This window comes from Streptomyces sp. NPDC006872 (genome assembly GCF_040635845.1).
Classification (GTDB): domain Bacteria; phylum Actinomycetota; class Actinomycetes; order Streptomycetales; family Streptomycetaceae; genus Streptomyces.
The window spans coordinates 16,656-31,231 of the sequence record NZ_JBEYIL010000041.1 but is presented as its reverse complement, the minus strand read 5'-3'; the positions used below and the strand labels follow the sequence as shown (position 1 = coordinate 31,231).

9 protein-coding genes and 3 pseudogenes are annotated in these 14,576 nt (G+C 67.9%); 7 read left to right on the top strand and 5 right to left on the bottom strand.

Going from position 1 to position 14,576, the window contains the following annotated elements; all coding sequences use genetic code 11:
* Positions 1 to 600 precede the first annotated feature (600 nt).
* From ABZ725_RS51835 to ABZ725_RS51825, 3 genes are all read left to right on the top strand, one after another.
* A complete protein-coding gene (locus ABZ725_RS51835; protein ID WP_358809356.1) occupies positions 601 to 2,988 on the top strand; it encodes a Helicase associated domain protein in 2,388 nt (795 codons plus the stop codon).
* Between the two features lie 156 nt (positions 2,989 to 3,144).
* Positions 3,145 to 5,292 carry a helix-turn-helix transcriptional regulator gene (locus ABZ725_RS51830; RefSeq protein ID WP_358809355.1) on the top strand — a complete coding sequence of 716 codons (2,148 nt, stop codon included), beginning with the start codon at positions 3,145 to 3,147 and terminating at the stop codon, positions 5,290 to 5,292.
* Positions 5,293 to 5,295: 3 nt separating this feature from the next.
* On the top strand, positions 5,296 to 5,850 hold the full coding sequence (locus ABZ725_RS51825) for an XRE family transcriptional regulator (protein ID WP_358809354.1): 555 nt from the start codon (positions 5,296 to 5,298) through the stop codon (positions 5,848 to 5,850).
* A 695-nt stretch (positions 5,851 to 6,545) separates the two neighbouring features.
* Here ABZ725_RS51825 and ABZ725_RS51820 read toward each other — a convergent pair.
* The 3 genes and pseudogenes from ABZ725_RS51820 to ABZ725_RS51810 all read right to left on the bottom strand — a co-directional run.
* Entirely contained in the window at positions 6,546 to 7,112 is a 567-nt protein-coding gene (locus ABZ725_RS51820) for a hypothetical protein (protein ID WP_358809353.1), read from the bottom strand.
* 622 nt (positions 7,113 to 7,734) lie between these two features.
* Positions 7,735 to 8,151 (bottom strand): hypothetical protein, encoded by a 417-nt coding sequence (locus ABZ725_RS51815; protein WP_358809352.1) that lies wholly within the window; start codon positions 8,149 to 8,151, stop codon positions 7,735 to 7,737.
* A 1,424-nt stretch (positions 8,152 to 9,575) separates the two neighbouring features.
* Positions 9,576 to 10,946: pseudogene (locus ABZ725_RS51810) on the bottom strand (transposase); the annotation flags it as partial.
* Between the two features lie 113 nt (positions 10,947 to 11,059).
* Here ABZ725_RS51810 and ABZ725_RS51805 point away from each other — a divergent pair.
* Both ABZ725_RS51805 and ABZ725_RS51800 read left to right on the top strand, forming a co-directional pair.
* Positions 11,060 to 11,377, top strand: a pseudogene (locus tag ABZ725_RS51805) (vitamin B12-dependent ribonucleotide reductase); the annotation flags it as partial.
* A gap of 436 nt (positions 11,378 to 11,813) precedes the next feature.
* Positions 11,814 to 11,963, top strand: coding sequence for a hypothetical protein (locus ABZ725_RS51800; RefSeq protein WP_358809351.1), 150 nt, complete (start codon positions 11,814 to 11,816; stop codon positions 11,961 to 11,963).
* A 248-nt stretch (positions 11,964 to 12,211) separates the two neighbouring features.
* Here the strand turns inward: ABZ725_RS51800 and ABZ725_RS51795 are convergent, their stop codons facing one another.
* Together ABZ725_RS51795 and ABZ725_RS51790 are read right to left on the bottom strand one after the other, a co-directional pair.
* A complete protein-coding gene (locus tag ABZ725_RS51795) occupies positions 12,212 to 12,700 on the bottom strand; it encodes an HAD hydrolase-like protein (RefSeq protein ID WP_358809350.1) in 489 nt (162 codons plus the stop codon).
* A 245-nt stretch (positions 12,701 to 12,945) separates the two neighbouring features.
* Positions 12,946 to 13,095 (bottom strand): hypothetical protein, encoded by a 150-nt coding sequence (locus ABZ725_RS51790; RefSeq protein ID WP_358809349.1) that lies wholly within the window; start codon positions 13,093 to 13,095, stop codon positions 12,946 to 12,948.
* Between the two features lie 195 nt (positions 13,096 to 13,290).
* On the opposite strand from ABZ725_RS51790, the gene ABZ725_RS51785 reads away from it, so the two are divergent.
* Positions 13,291 to 14,142: a hypothetical protein gene (locus ABZ725_RS51785; RefSeq protein WP_358809348.1), complete on the top strand. Its 852-nt coding sequence runs from the start codon at positions 13,291 to 13,293 to the stop codon at positions 14,140 to 14,142.
* A gap of 132 nt (positions 14,143 to 14,274) precedes the next feature.
* Positions 14,275 to 14,455, top strand: a pseudogene (locus ABZ725_RS51780) (integrase core domain-containing protein); the annotation flags it as partial.
* Between the last annotated feature and the right edge of the window lie 121 nt (positions 14,456 to 14,576).

Sequence of the window (14,576 nt, the reverse complement as noted above, 5' to 3'; positions counted from 1 at the left end):
CGGCATATCCCGCTCCGCGGGATATGCCGCGATAAATCGCGGCATAGTGAATCCAATTCCGTAAACGGAATTGGATTACCGAAGAATTCCCGCGCAAGCGCGGGAATTGAATTCCGTGAACGGAATTCTAAAAGCGAAGCAATCCGCGCAAGCGCGAATTGCCGAATTCCCCGCAAGCGGGAAATTGAAAGCGGCAGCAAGAGGCAGGTGCATCACTTCTGCGGCTGTGTAGAGTCTGGAACCCTAAGCCACCACCCCCGCCCCAGAACTGACGGGGCATCCGAACCGCGAGGCCGGCCCGCAGTCAATCCGGCAGGCGACACGCCATGATCCGAGCATCCGCAACCCCTCCCCCGGACCCGCTGACAGGCCGTCAACCTGGTCAAGCAGTCGGGCCAGCATACACCGTCACCCGCCCGTGCGGGGCCGGAACCGACAGTGCGTCACCCCATGGTAGGCAACTCTCCCGAACTTGATGCATCGCAGTGATGCACTGTGTAGAGTCTGGGATGGCAACGCACCACCACCCCGAACCACTCGCGATTCGGGACCGCTCCTCTCCATTCGTCCCGCACTTTCCGTGAAAGGGAGAATCCCAGAATGACCGTAAAACTGCGTGACCACCAGGTTGAAGCCGTTGACGCTATCGTTCGCGGTCTGGACATCCCGCCCGCTGGAATTCCCTATGACGGGCTGCGCGGGCAGGTGCACGCCGCGTGCGGAACGGGAAAGACCATCATTGCGGCCGTGTCCGCTAAAAGGCTTGTGCCGAGCGGGCGCATTCTGGTTATCGTGCCTACTCTGGATCTGCTGACACAGACGGTGAAAGCGTGGCGGAATGCGGGGCATACGGGCGCGGCGGTGGCGGTGTGCTCGCTGGAGGAGGATCCCGGTCTGTGGAGTCTTGATGTGCGGTCTACGACGAACCCCGTGCGGCTTTCGCTGTGGCACGGAAAGGGGCCGGTGACGATTTTCGGGACGTATGCGAGTCTCGGTGTTCTCGCCGAGGCTTTCGAGGGTGCCTACGGACAGAAATTGAATCCGATGGACCTGGTGGTAATTGATGAGGCGCACCGCACTTCCGGTTCCATGGGGAAGGCGTGGGCTGCGGTTCACGATCAGGACGTCATTCCGGCGGCGCGCCGGCTGTATCTGACGGCCACGCCGAGGATCTGGCAGCCGCGGCCGCCGAGCTGGGAGGTGGCCGAGGGGGCGCGCGACGCGCTGCCGGCCGAGTTGGCGGCGTCGATGGATGACCCCGAGATCTTCGGTCCGGTCCTGTACAAGCTGACGTTGGCGTCTGCGGTGGCGCGGGGGCTGCTTGCGCGGTATCAGATCATCGTGGTCGAGCTGACGGACCCGGTGGTGACTCCGGAGCGGCTGCGGGGGTCCGAGGCGCGTGAGGAGGAGGTGCGCGGGGAGCGGATGGGGGCGCTTCAGGCCGCGTTGCTGCGGACGCTTGCGGATCACGAACTCAAGACGACGATCACGTTTCATCACCGGACCGTGGAATCTCAGGCTTTCTCTGATGGGCTCAAGCCGGTTGCGGCGCGGCTGCACGCTGATCAGCCGGATAAGTATCCGGCGGCGATTTGGGCTGACTGGCTGTGCGGTGAGCACGTTCCGGAGCGGCGGCAGGAAGTGATTTCGGGGTTCGGGAGTACGGCGCTGCGGGCTGTTCTTTCGAATTGTCGTGTTCTCGGCGAGGGTGTTGATATTCGCGCTGTGGATTCGGTTGCTTTCATTGATCCGAAAGGTGCGCCGCACGATATCGTGCAGGCGATCGGTCGGGCTTTGCGGCAGAAGCCGGGGCAGGGGAAATTGGCGTCTTTGATCGTGCCGGTATTCCTCAAGGAAGGCGAGCAGCCTGAGGAGATGTTCACATCGGGGTCTTATCGCCCGTTGGTGCGGGTGCTTGAGGGGCTCCGGGCTCATGATGAGGAAGCGGTCGAATTGCTCGCCATTCCCCAGCAAGAGCAGAAGCGCGCGGTTCAGCCGTCCATGGATATCGGTACGCCTCCCGAGGACGGAGAGGAAGAGTCCCGGCTTCTGCTGCGGTTTGCCGCCCCTCGGGATCCGGTGATGGTCGCGAACTGGGTGAGCTTCAACGTGATCGACACGGAGCGGCAGGACTGGGCTCGGGGGTGGGCGGCGTTGAAGCGGTACACCGTGCGGGAATCGGGAGCAAGGGTTCCTTATGACCACAAAGAGGGTGCTTACCCCCTGGGGACGTGGGTGGCGGAGCAGCGACGGGCGTACGGGGCGGGGCAGTTGTCGGCGAAGCGCGCGGAGCGGCTCGAACAGCTCGGGATGGTGTGGGACGTGGCGGACGCCGCGTTTCAGGAGAATCTGGCGGCGGCGCGGGTGTACTTCGAGCAGCACTGGACGTTGTGCGCGCCGCGTACGGCTACGGCGCTGGATCGGCCGTTGGGGACCTGGTTGTCGAATTTGCGGCGTCCGGGTGCGTTGGAGGGTCATCCGGAGCGTGCGGCGGCGTTGGCGGAGATCGATCCGGACTGGGCTCCGGAGTGGCCGGCGGAGTGGCAGCGGCACTACGCGGCGGTGCGGGAGCTGTTGCGGGAGGAGGACCAGGGGGAGGTTCTGCCGGGGGTCACGGTCCACGGGATGGACGTGGGGCGGTGGGTGGCGCGGCAGCGTGAACACGGGGTGTGGCAGGGGCTGATGCCGGGGCAGCGGGAGCGTCTGGAACGGCTCGGCGTCACGGCGCTGCCCGCGCCGCAGGAGACGCCCGTCAAGGCCCGCAAGGGCGTCTCAGGGGCGTTCGAACGCGGGGTTGAGGCCCTGCGGCAGTACAAGGCTCGGACGGGCTCTGTGACGGTCCCCAGGGGCCACGTCGAACGTCTTGAGGATGGGACAGAGGTCAAGCTGGGTGTATTTCTCTCGAACACGCGTTCTAGGCGGGACAAGCTCACCGAGGACAAGCGCCAGGCGCTGGCCGGCCTCGGGCTTGAGTGGGCGACGGCGTGACGTCCCGGCCCGCAGCTTCGGGCGGATCCGCCCGAAGCTGCGGGCGCGCGTCAACCGCCCGCCGGACGTGATCCGAAAGGGTTAAATCCAAAGTTCAATTCAGGCTAAATCCGGGGTTCAATTCTGCTAGTGTCCGGGGTGGAGGTGAGTCACCACATGGCGACCCAGGAAGAGCTGTTCGCGTCGGTGGACGCGCTGTTGGAGGAGGAGCCGCAGCTCCCGCCCCCGGCGGAGCGGGCGCGGCTGCGGGAGGAGGCCGGCGTCACTCAGGCCCGGTTGGCGAAGGTGTTGGAAACGACGCCACAGACGGTGAAGAACTGGGAGAACGGCCGCAGCGAGCCGCGCCCGCCCCGGCTGGAGGCGTACCAGCGGCTGTTGGAGGGGTGGGCGGCGAAGTTCCCGAAGACGGCCCCGACGGCTCCGGTCGCGCCCGCCCCGGCCCCGGCTACGGCCGCGGCTGCGGTCTCGGTCCCGGAGACGTTCACCGGCACCCCGCAGGAACCGGCCCCCGCGCCCGAGGCCCCGGCCCCGGCTCCGGCCGCGGTGCCGGCCGCGGTGCCGGCCGCCGTCGCGCAGCCGGAGCCGCCCGCGCCGCCTCGGGCGACGTCGCGTCGCCCGGCGCGCAAGACCGCCCCGGCCCCCGTCGTCGACGCGCGCTTCCCTCATGGGCCGCTCGCCGTGCTGGACGGCGACGGCACCGCGTACGGCGTCGGCGGGATCGTCCTGGACTGCCCGGCCGCCACGGTGCCCGAGTTGGTGGAGTGGACGCTGCGGGAGTCCGGTCTCGGCGCGCCCCGGCTGCACCGTCACGGCAAGGACGCCGACCCGCTCGTGGTCGTCACCCGTGAGGCCGCGGTGCGGCTCGGGCTCCCGGAGCGCCTGGAGGACCGGCGCGCGCTGCGCCTGGAGGACGGGCACCCCGTCCTGAAGCAGATCAGCCGGGCGAAGTGGCAGTTGACGCGGCGCGGGTTCGGTCCGTGGGCGCGCGTCTACCGTCCGGCCAAGGGGGGCGAGCGGCAGTGTGTGCAGCTCGCCGTGGTGCCGTGGGACGCGCTCGATGCGCGGGCGTGGCCGGGCATCGAGGGGATGGAGCCGGCCGAGCTCGCGCGCGTGCTGGGGGCGTACGCGACGGGCGTCATCACCCCGCGCGGGTCCACCGCGGTCTCCGGGCTGGAGTTGATGACCGCGCTGCGCCCGCCCACCCGGGCCGTGCGCGACAGCGCTGCGGGCGGTTGGGTCTCCGGGCGCAATCCGGGCTCGCTCGGCACCGCCCCGGTCGACCCGGCCCCGCCCGAGGCCCCGGCCGAACACCCGGTCGCGCAGGGCTGGGAGGGCGGGTTCCTCGACGAGGAGGCCTACCAGTGGGTGCGTGACGTCGACCTGCTCACCGGTGAGGAGGCGTCCCTGCCGTGGGCGGTCGGTCTGGACGTGAACACCGCCTTCCTGTCCGCTGCCGCCCGGCTCACGGTGGGGCTGTCCGGCCCCGAGCACGTCGTGCGGCCCGTGTTCGATCCGAAGGTTCCGGGCTGCTGGCTGGTCGACCTGTCCGCTGTGGAGGTGGATCCGCGTCTGCCGTCGCCGTTCACGCCGTCCGGCGTCCGGCCGACGGGTCCGGCCTGGTACGAGACGCGCACCGTGGCCTACGCGCAGGAACTCGGGCACGACGTCGCCCCGGTCGAGGCGTACCTGCGGTACGACAGCGGCGCGTATCTGGATCCGTGGCACGACCGGCTCAAGGCGGCGTACGTCGGCGTCATGGCCGATCTCGGGGTGACGTCCGATCTCACCGACACCCAGTTCCTCGCCGCGATGGAGGGGCACAAGAATGTAGACCCGGGCATGGCGGCCGTCCTCGCCGCCGTCAAGGCCACCGTCAAGGGCGGCGTGGGCAAGCTCCGCGAGCGCCCGCAGGGACGCCACTACCGCGACGGCGAGCGGTGGCCGGCTCTGGAGCGCCCCACCTGGCGGCCGGACATCCGCGCGGCCGTCATCAGCAAGGCGCGGGTCAACATGCACCGGAAGCTGCGCAACATGGCGGCCGCGACCGGCCTGTACCCGCTCGCCGTGCTCTCCGACTGCGTGGTCTACCCCTCCCCCGGCCGCAGCCCGCTGGACTTCCTGCCCTACAGCGCCTCGGGCAAGCCGCTGCCCGGCGTCTTCCGCCTCGGCGCCACCCCGGGCCTGGTGAAGGTGGAGGGCGTGCAGGAGATGGCGTGGGCGGTCGACCTGATGGAGCAAGGACACAACCCCGCCCGCCACATCAAGGGCGACGGCCACGACGCCACGCTCGACGAGGGAGAGTAAGCCGTGGGAGACATCGACGACGCCCTCGAACGCGCTGGGCGGGAAGCGTTCACCAAGGAACCGCCCAAGACCCTCAAGGGGCAGATCGGCTACCTGATGAAGCAACTCGGGACCACGCGCGCCGTCGCGGCCGAACTCGGCGTCACCCAGCGCTCCGTCGAGCGCTACCTCAAAGGCGAACGCAAGAACCCGCCCAAGGCGACCGCCGACCGCATCAACGACGCCGTACGCGCCCGCTGGCAGCCCCGCGTCCGCAGCCGCGCCCGCAAGCAGGCCGCAGCCGCCACCGGGATCACCGTCGAGACCCGCGCCCGCTTCGGCTACACCGCCCCCGGCGGCACCACCGACGACGGACGCTTCCGCCGGCTCACCGTCCACCTCCCCCCGCACTACGCACAACGCCTCTTCGACGCCCGCGACCAGGGCGCCAGCGACGCGCAGATGCGCGGCATCGTCGCCGAGGGACTGCAAGAGGTGTACTTCAAGGACGGCGGCCGCCGCGCCGACGGCCTCGAAGTCGAACTCAACGACATCGACTACTTCGACGTCTCGTTCTAGACACACCAGCCCACACACGGCCCGCCCCCGAGCGCAGACCGGGGACGGGCCGCTGCGTCGTCCGGCCCTCCCGCCCCCGCCGGCCAGTCCTCGCGCGCGGCCCCGCCGACGCGCGAGGACACCCGCGGACGCCCGATCCCCCGCAGCGCGACCCGCGTCCCGCCCGCCCTCCCTTCCTTCGAGGCCGGGGCGTGCGTGGGGTGCTCTGTGGGGGATGTCAGACCCCCGACCACGCCCAAAACAGCCTGGCGACCAGCAGCAACGCGCAGCAGGCACGCAGACCTCGCGCAAGAGAAGGCGCAAGAGATCGTGCAGGAGAAGCAGCAAGAGACGTCGCCGCCAAACGGGGCCGGGGGCGCCCGTACCGGGTTGACGGCGGGCGCCGGGCGGCAGGACGCTCCGCAGAAAGCCTTGAAGGGGCGCGGGTGCGCAGCGCGTCCGGCCCCGCGCCGTGCGCGCCCCGTCCGGCTCTCGGGTGGCCGGACGGGCCGCGCACGGCTGTGACCTGCGGTGGTCGGGCTCATGGTAGGGGCCGTGGTCGGCTCCCTCCGAAGGCCCGACCAGGTGTCGCGGGACGCTTTGTTCAGGGAGCGGGACGGGGCCACGCCTTCGTGCCTTGCGAACAACCAGAAGGTCAGCCTGGGGAACAGGCAATGGACAAGGGGCGGTTGCCTGCGGATCGCAGGGCACGCGGGTCAGGTGCGGCGGCGCCGGCCGAAGATGCCACCGCCCGGCGGCTGGTCCTCCTGGTCCTGGACGGCTTCGGCGGCGGCGCGCCGACGGTCGCCGAGGCAGGGGCCGCACTCGCCGCCGGGCGTCAGGCCGGCTTCCGGGTAGGCGTAGCGCTCGCAGGTCGGGCACACCCACTTGGCGGCCTCCGTCCGGCGGCGGCGCTCTTCCTGCTCATGGCGGGCGCGCTCGAGTTCGGCCTCGCGGGCCTGGCGGCGGGCGGTCGAGCGGATGTTGTAGGCGTGGACGTCGTCGGGGTTGTCGAGCGCGTCCGCGAGGGACTGCCAGACCGAACGGCCGCAGCGCCACCACACGGGCCCGTGCGGGCCGTGCCCGGCGAGCTGCTTCAAGGCGGTGGCCAGCAGCGGCGCCTTGCCGTCGTAGTCGCGGCAGCCGTCCGGCTTCTCACCCTCGGGGACGTGGCCGTCGCCGTCCCAGGCGCCGCGCCAGTGGTCGCGGGCGAGTTCGCCGACCTCGCGCATCCGGGTCCGCACCGCGACCGGGCCGACGTCCTTGGCGAACACCAGCGCCACCGGCGGACATCCGTCACAGCCGGCAGCCGGCCACACGGTCCGCCACAGCGCCACCTCCCGCCCGTTGCCCGTCCCCGTGGGACGCGGCGGGCGAAGAACCCGCGGTAGCACTCGACCTTGTCCACCACCACCGGCGGACCCTCGGCGCCATTGCCGACCTCCACCAACAGCAACGGCACGTCGTGGCCGGGCGAGGCCAACACCATGCCGGCCCACAGGCTGCCGCGAGCCGGCGACAGAAACGTCCCCCCGACCCGCAGCACCGCCTCCGTCGACCAGAACGCGAGCAGCCCCAGCCCCTCCAGGAGCCCCAGGAGCCCCAGGAGCCCCGCCGGCCGCTGCCCGCCGGCCACGGCCGGAGCCACAGCGGGCACGGTCTTGCGGACGACCGGCTGCATGGCCTCGGGAAGAGTCTGGGACGCCCTCGACGAGTCCGATCGGCGCCTCCCCGGCGCAGCAGCATGACCAGCTATCGAAAGGCGCGTGAGCGCAGCCCAGTGAACGGGGCTATCCAGGACGGTTCCGCTGCCGTGATCACTCCAGCCACAGCGGGATCTTCTCAGGGCGAACCACGCCCTGACCTTTCACATGGCCGGTGCGGCATGCCGCGTCGACGCGACGCTCAGGTCGTGTCGCGCTTCGCGGCCGACGGCGAGGGTGGTTGCTCGTCGCGGCTCTCCGAGGTGAAGGCGTCGCGGCGAGCGAGGGTCACCGACAGGGGCAGGCCCAGCCGCTCGGCTGCGCGGCGCCGGACACGCACCTGAGCTCGGGTACGGGGCCGGAAGGAGGGGAGCCGCGAGCAGCCGCAGCCAGGGCGGTGATCGTAGGTCAGCCCCTCCGCGAGCACGGTCGCAACGACGGACCATGCCTTCGTGTCGCGTCGCCGGGGCGCGGCGAAGTCGTAGCCGGCGAAGACGAGCTGTTCACGACAGTCAGGACAGATGCGCTTCCGGATCGGCCACGTGCTGCCTTTGAAGGAGAGCCGGCACGCGATGCACACGTAATGCCGGAAGGCGCCGTTGAACGCGTGATAGCACATGGTCCGACAGGTTACGCATCGTCCGCGTGCGGGCCCAACCGGATTCCTGGTGCCCCGATGTGGCCAGTCGGCCGCCCCGGTCAGTGTCCCTGTACCCCACGAGGGGTGTGCACGCGCGAATAGCGGGACAGCCCTTAACTGTGAGCTACCAAGAAGCCCTCTCGTCATGCCTCCGCTTCGGCCAACTCACCCTATCCAGCCCCCTGTTCGAGGCAGACCGATCACACACGGATAGGGAACGGCCAGTCAGCGTGCTTGATTAGAAGAACCAGGGAAGTTCTGGCCACCCGCTCCTCGTCCGCTTCCGTAATACTGCTGATGCTGCGCATGGGAGAAGTCCGACGGCGGGTTCTGACCGTAGGGCGCATAGTGTCCCATCGGATAATTGTGTGCCGCCGGAGCTACTGACACGGGCAGCCCCATCATGGGATAGCTACTAACAGGAACAGGAGGAACGTACCCAGGCACAGGCTGCGGAGCCAAGTGATGCTGCTGATGCTGCGCAGGGGAGAAGCCCGAGGGCGGGTTCTGACCGTAGGGCGCATAGTGTCCCGTCGGATAATTGTGTGCCGCCGGAGCTACTGACACGGGCAGCCCCATCATCGGATGGCTACTAACAGGAACAGGAGGAACGTGCCCAGGCACAGGCTGCGGAGCAAAGTGATGCTGCGAAGAAGCGGGCCCAGGCGCGGGCGCATATCCATATGCGTGGCCAGGGGGCGAAACATACGGTGTGGGTTGCGGATACTGAACTACGGGAGCGGGTCCATAGCCAGTTGCGTTTGTAGGTGCGGCGGGTACAGCAGGGTCAGTAAAGACACCTCCCGCAGAACGGAAAGCAGTTATCAAATGCGCAGAGGGGGGCCTGATATTCCTGCGATCATTCGCCAGGTACCTGTAAGCGGCTTTATATTCCAGAGGCAGCTCTTTGAAATGCTTATTTTCTGGAGTTGCCGTTTGAGCAAGCCACTGCGTGCTCTTACCGATCTTCTCACTGAATTTCGACTTAGCAATCGACCCTTTGCTCATGTACTCATCAATGTAATCGATGAGATGTTCCTTTGTGGTTTTTTTCGGCGGCATTGGATTTTGCTCCGTTTTCCCTGAATGGTCTACCGACATGTACTACGTAGCGTGTGACCTATAAGTTCATCCTGGCCGACACCGACTACGACCGCCGCGACGACACCATGGACGTCACGAGATCTCATCGATGCGTCCCGCTCTTCGGCAGGATGGTCAGCGGCCTCAATAGGCCCGAAGCGTGTTGCACAAGGCTGTGAGCTAGGCATATCCCTTGCGTGGCCGGGTTCTACGTGCAGGCGGGTGCGGGTGGAGACATCCACGGGGCTGGGGGTGACGCAGTTTTCGGGTCTGTTGACCTCGATTCGTCAGCGGGATTCGGTCGCTGATCGGTGCGATTGTTAGCCCGTATTGTCCTCTGCCGTTGGAGGACGGGCCGTCGCGTGACGCCGCGGGGTGCGCCGGGTTCCACGGGCCTGTAGGTTGCGGGATGTCCTCCTTCCTGGTCCTCGTCGGGGTGTGAGCCGGCCGTCAGGTGACGGCCGGAAGCCGGGTGAGCCTGTTCCAGCTGGTGGTGAACGCCGCCCAGGGCCAGGTCCACTCGATGCGCAGGATGCGGCGGCGGGCAGGGCAGGCCGGAAGGTGGTAAACACGCAGGCGCATCGTTCCGGCTCGGCCCCTTCGAGGCCGTCCTGGTCATGCAGGGTGAGCAGCCGCAGCCAGGTGTCGAGATCGGCGGCGAGGTTCGCGGCGAGCATCCTGCCTGTTGCGCTCTGCCACGACTGTGAGGGCAGGTTCGCAAGCCCCATGCCCTTGCCTGTGCGGACGCGGTCTTCGACCTCGGCGTGATCGCGATGCAGAGCGTCGAGGAACTGGATCTGGTGGGAGCCAGCGATGCCCCACATGTGCCGGATATTCGTCGCCGTGATCGAGTAGCGCCAGCCGGTCTTCTGCTCGAAGGCGGTCAGCTTCTTCATGTGCCGCCGGGACGGGCGGACCCGGCGGACGATCAGCCGCATGCCCTCCGGGCAGCCATCCCGGGTGTTCAGGTAGGTCAACTCCGCTACCTGGTAGCCCGCTTGGAGGTCGCCGTCCTGCGTCAGCGAGGCTTCCCAGGCGCTCTCGGGAAGCCTCGCGACCGCCGTCTCGTCCTCGGGTGTGATCTTCCAGCCGACCGTGTAACGGACCGTGCGCCGCTTCGTATTCAGCGCCTCCAGGTGCCGGAGCAGGCCATGGGTGGCGCCCGCGCCATCGACGCGGACAAGGATCTTCGACTGCGAAGAGTGCGGTATCTGATCCAGTGCGGCGGCGAGGACGCGGACGTGGTCGTCCACAGTGTTCGCCCCCGCGTTGCCCGCCCGCAGTTCCATCGCGAGGCTCTCGCCGGTGTTCGCCAGCCAGCCACCCAGCGGGTGGAAACCGAACGTGCCTTTGAACGTGGTCGCGGCCCCTTCTTTCCTGGACGCACTCGTGATCACCGTGGCGTCCAGGTCGACAACGATCCAGCCCGTCAACTTCCGTCCGGCGACCATGAGCCATGAGAAGCCGCCGGGCCGGAGATGGAGTTGCATCCACACGTGCCGCCGCACCCGCCGCCGCACCTTCGCGATCTTCGCCAGAGTCTTGTCGTCCAGTCCGGCCAGCAGGCGGCGCATCGTGGGCTGCACGGAACTGGCCTGGTTGGAGCCTCGCACCTCGTAGGCGCGCGGCTGGTGCGGGTCGCGGCGCAGGAAGCCCTTCCGCTCCAGTGCCATCGCCCGCGGAGCGGCTGCGGGCAGTGATGGTGGCACTGTCTGCAGTGGTGGTCACGCCGGCCCCTCTCGATTGTCTCCCCGCTGAAGTTGCTTTCGAAAGGTTGCGCCAAACATACGTTCGAGCGAAACGGTCCGGCCCGGTCTCCTTCATGCGTGGCGCCGACGCCTCCGCCGGCACCATCAAGTCCGGTGGCGCCACCCGTCGTGCGGCCAAGATGGTCGTCCTCGACGTGGATCACCCGGACATCGAGGACTTCATCGCGACCAAGGTGAAGGAAGGGGAGAAGATCCGCGCTCTGCGCGACGCGGGCTTCGACATGGACCTGGGCGGCGACGACATCACGTCCGTCCAGTATCAGAACGCCAACAACTCGGTCCGGGTGAACGGCGAGTTCATGACGGCCGTCGAGCAGGGCGGCCAGTTCGGCCTCCGCGCGCGGATGAGCGGCGGGAACACGCGCGCTTTCCCCGTTCTAGTCGTGGGATGTCGGAACCTTGTTCTGCACCTTGCGGCCGCCTTCCACGTGGTTGCGTATCTACGCTTCGTTGCAGGTAGGGCCTGCCTTCAGCCCGTCCTCAGCGCCTCAGCGGATGACCTGTTCGCCGGTCCTGGGCGGATGAACAGGGGGCGGGCCTGAGCAATGTTCCGTACCCCGGGGGCGCCCTCCACGCTGACGTGTCCGCGTGCCTTTTCGCCGGTAGAGCCCATCTTTGACCCGTGCTCAGCGGCCAGTGACGGCCCAGAAGTTGTGGTCCTCTGTGTCCTCGGGTGTCAGCCCCCCATCTATGCTTGGGACGTTCCTTTGTGGCGTCTGCCTCGTACTTCACCGCCTGGTGAAGGCCCGGCAGCCCAGCCGGGTTATCTCGGACGCCACGGAGGCACACATGGAAGGCAAGACGCCCGTCGACGACGGTGACGAGGAAGAAGCCGCCAAGCAGCGCCGGGACCGGCGCGGGCTCACCCGGCAGCTTCTGATCGACTGGTCACCGGTGCTCGCGGGCATCGCCAACCTCGTGGTGCAGCACTTCTCCTGACGGAGAAGGCGTGAGCGGGTCGTAGCGTCGGGCGCAGCAGTGAGCCCGGCCGATGCCTAGACGACCGGGCTCACTGGCTGTGTCGCGGATGGAGGGCCCTGGACCTGGGGTGGAGCCCGGGAAAGGGGCCCTCTGCGTCAAGTTTTACGTGTCGCTCCGCGTCTCGATCGTACGGGAAATAGCGTCTCGGTCTACAACCTGGGCTCCAGACTCCGCTCTCCCCTACGCGGCCAGACCGAGGTGAGCGATCACAGCAGCCTTGCCGCCCAAGGTGGCATACAGGTGGCCTGCTCGATGTGGGTGACCGCGGTGTCCAGGTCGGGTACGGTGCGCACCCGTCCGGGATGGGCGGCCAGCAGCCGCCGGGCCGCGGGGCCCGCGGTGGCTGAGGTGATCCACAGCGCTTGTGCGCCGGCGGCGAGAGCGCCTTGCACGTCGCAGGCGAAGTCGTCGCCTACGTGCAGGACCTCGGACGCCGGAACGCCGTGGAGGGCGGCCACCGTCAGTACAGCCTGCGGATCGGGCTTGGCGAATCCGAGTCGCCAGGAGGGGTAGTGGCCAGCGGGATGCGGTGCCAGTGGCGCCGCCAGGTCGCAATCGCGTTTGTCCCAGTACGTTACGTTTATCAGGGTGACCATCGGCACCTGGCGTGTGATCCGGGCGACCGGATCGCGGACGCCTGGCCACAGGGTGAAGGGCTCGGGCCGGTGCTTGTAGGGGAACGCGACCGGATCCACCTCCAAAGCCTGGCAGAGCGTCCGAATCGCGGGAGCGTCCTCGAGCGCGACGTGATGCAGGTGTTGCTGGACCAGTCGCTTTACCCGCTCTCAGGGCAAGAGGGAGATCGCGGCCAGCCTCTGAGTGATCGTTGTTCCGGCGGGTGCGCCGGGGATGTAGCCGACGTCCAGGCTCACCAGCCGCACACGGTTCGCGTTCATCGCGCCTCCGCCAGGGCCGTGATGAACGCCTTGATCCGCTGTGTTCACACCGGGCTGCCCTCCCGGGCTTCGGGGAGGAAGGTCAGCAGCTGGCGGGCCTCTGGCTCGCTCCATGCGCCCGTGCCGATGCCCGCCGCGGCGGCCCGAGTGAGGACCTCGAGGATCAGCGGCGGCCACCATTCGTGCGGCAGCATCAGTGTGCCGGTGAAGGCCTGCCCGTCGTGGGCTGCGGGCAGCTCCTGGCCGGGCAGCGGGGACAGGACGGTGACGTCGTCGAAGGTGAGGATCCGTACCTGCCCGGTGGTGAGGATCCGTCACCGGATCAGTGAACTCGCGGGTGAGGTGACCCGTAGAGTCAATGAGGGTTCCAAATCACTGGAGGGGCTGAAATGGAAGGACAGCCATCGGCAACTGGCGCACTGACGGAGGCCGAGAAGCGGGAGTTGATGAAGGCGGCTGAGAACCTGATCGTCAATGACTTCAGGAGGAACAACGCGCCACCGGTTTTCCGTAGAGCCGAACCCGTCATCAGCATGTCGAGCGAGAGCGACAGGTTCACCGCATCTGCGGTGAACTACATGCTGGGCATGAGCCCGAGTGTCCGAAAGGTGCTGGAGAGTTTTCCTGGTTCCGCAGCTTTGAACCTTGAGAAGCGCTGGCTGGAGTCTTTGCAGAGGGATTTCAACAACGAGCCGTGGCAGGCTCCGGCAGCTCCTGCACCGATGAATGCACGTTCGGCCGACGATCCACAAACAACGGCGTCACGTTCCTTCGAGACCGGATTGACGAGTGACGGTCCAGGCCCGCCGGTTCACGAGGCGCGCGACGCGCTTTCCCCTCGTGACCGCCCCGAGCAGCAGAACGTGTCCAGAATGCGGCGGTTCTTGCAGGATATCGCACGTCAGGTGCAGAAAATTTTCCCGGGGTTGTCCAGGAAAACCTCGCCTCCGGTCGAGCCGGCGAGTCCGCTTCCGCCTTCACCGCCGCCGGTGAAACCCGTGGCACAAAGAACCAGCCAGGAGGTGACTCTGGCAGAGATCAAGGAGCTGGTGCAAGATCTGGGATATTCACCTGACCGCCTGGCGGAGCTAATAGACCGCGGAAGCCGCACCATCGCTTCGACCGCGGCCCTTGCCCCACCTGGACGAGACAGGCCGGGAGCAGTGTCTCCGACCGCTTCGCCGACGCCCGCGAGAGCATCTCAGGCCGCGGTCGCACCGGCTCCGAGACGGACCCGCTGACACTCGTGCGCCGCCAAGTGCGGTCAGCCAAGCGCTCGGGGTCCGACGCCGGTTTCACCCTCCGGGCGGTTTGCGTGCGCGACGCTCGCTGGCCGACGTGTCACGTACGCAAGGCAATTATTCGCGCCCTGCGCGACCATGAAGCGCGGGAAGCTCCAGGGCCGCAAGCGGTGGAACGGGGCAAGTGAGGCCCGCCTCGCGGTCTTCCGTTGGGCGACCCGCTACAACACCCGCCGACAGCACTCCCGCCCTCGGCCAGATCAGCCTGATCACCTACGAACAGCGCTCAACTACGCTGGCCACCGCCGCATGACAACCGGTGCCCACAATCATGGGAAAGCCCCCAAGCTCTGTTCGACGACCCACTGGTGGACGCCAGTTCCGATCCGTGTACGGTGCCGGCGGGCGATGACTGGTGATGCCGACAACCCAAA

Coding starts and splice junctions, on each gene's coding strand:
- ABZ725_RS51835 (WP_358809356.1), top strand. CDS start 601: ATGACCGTAAAACTGCGTGACCACCAGGTTGAAGCCGTTGACGCTATC.
- ABZ725_RS51830 (WP_358809355.1), top strand. CDS start 3,145: ATGGCGACCCAGGAAGAGCTGTTCGCGTCGGTGGACGCGCTGTTGGAG.
- ABZ725_RS51815 (WP_358809352.1), bottom strand. CDS start 8,151: ATGTGCTATCACGCGTTCAACGGCGCCTTCCGGCATTACGTGTGCATC.
- ABZ725_RS51800 (WP_358809351.1), top strand. CDS start 11,814: ATGGAAGGCAAGACGCCCGTCGACGACGGTGACGAGGAAGAAGCCGCC.
- ABZ725_RS51790 (WP_358809349.1), bottom strand. CDS start 13,095: ATGCTGCCGCACGAATGGTGGCCGCCGCTGATCCTCGAGGTCCTCACT.
- ABZ725_RS51785 (WP_358809348.1), top strand. CDS start 13,291: ATGGAAGGACAGCCATCGGCAACTGGCGCACTGACGGAGGCCGAGAAG.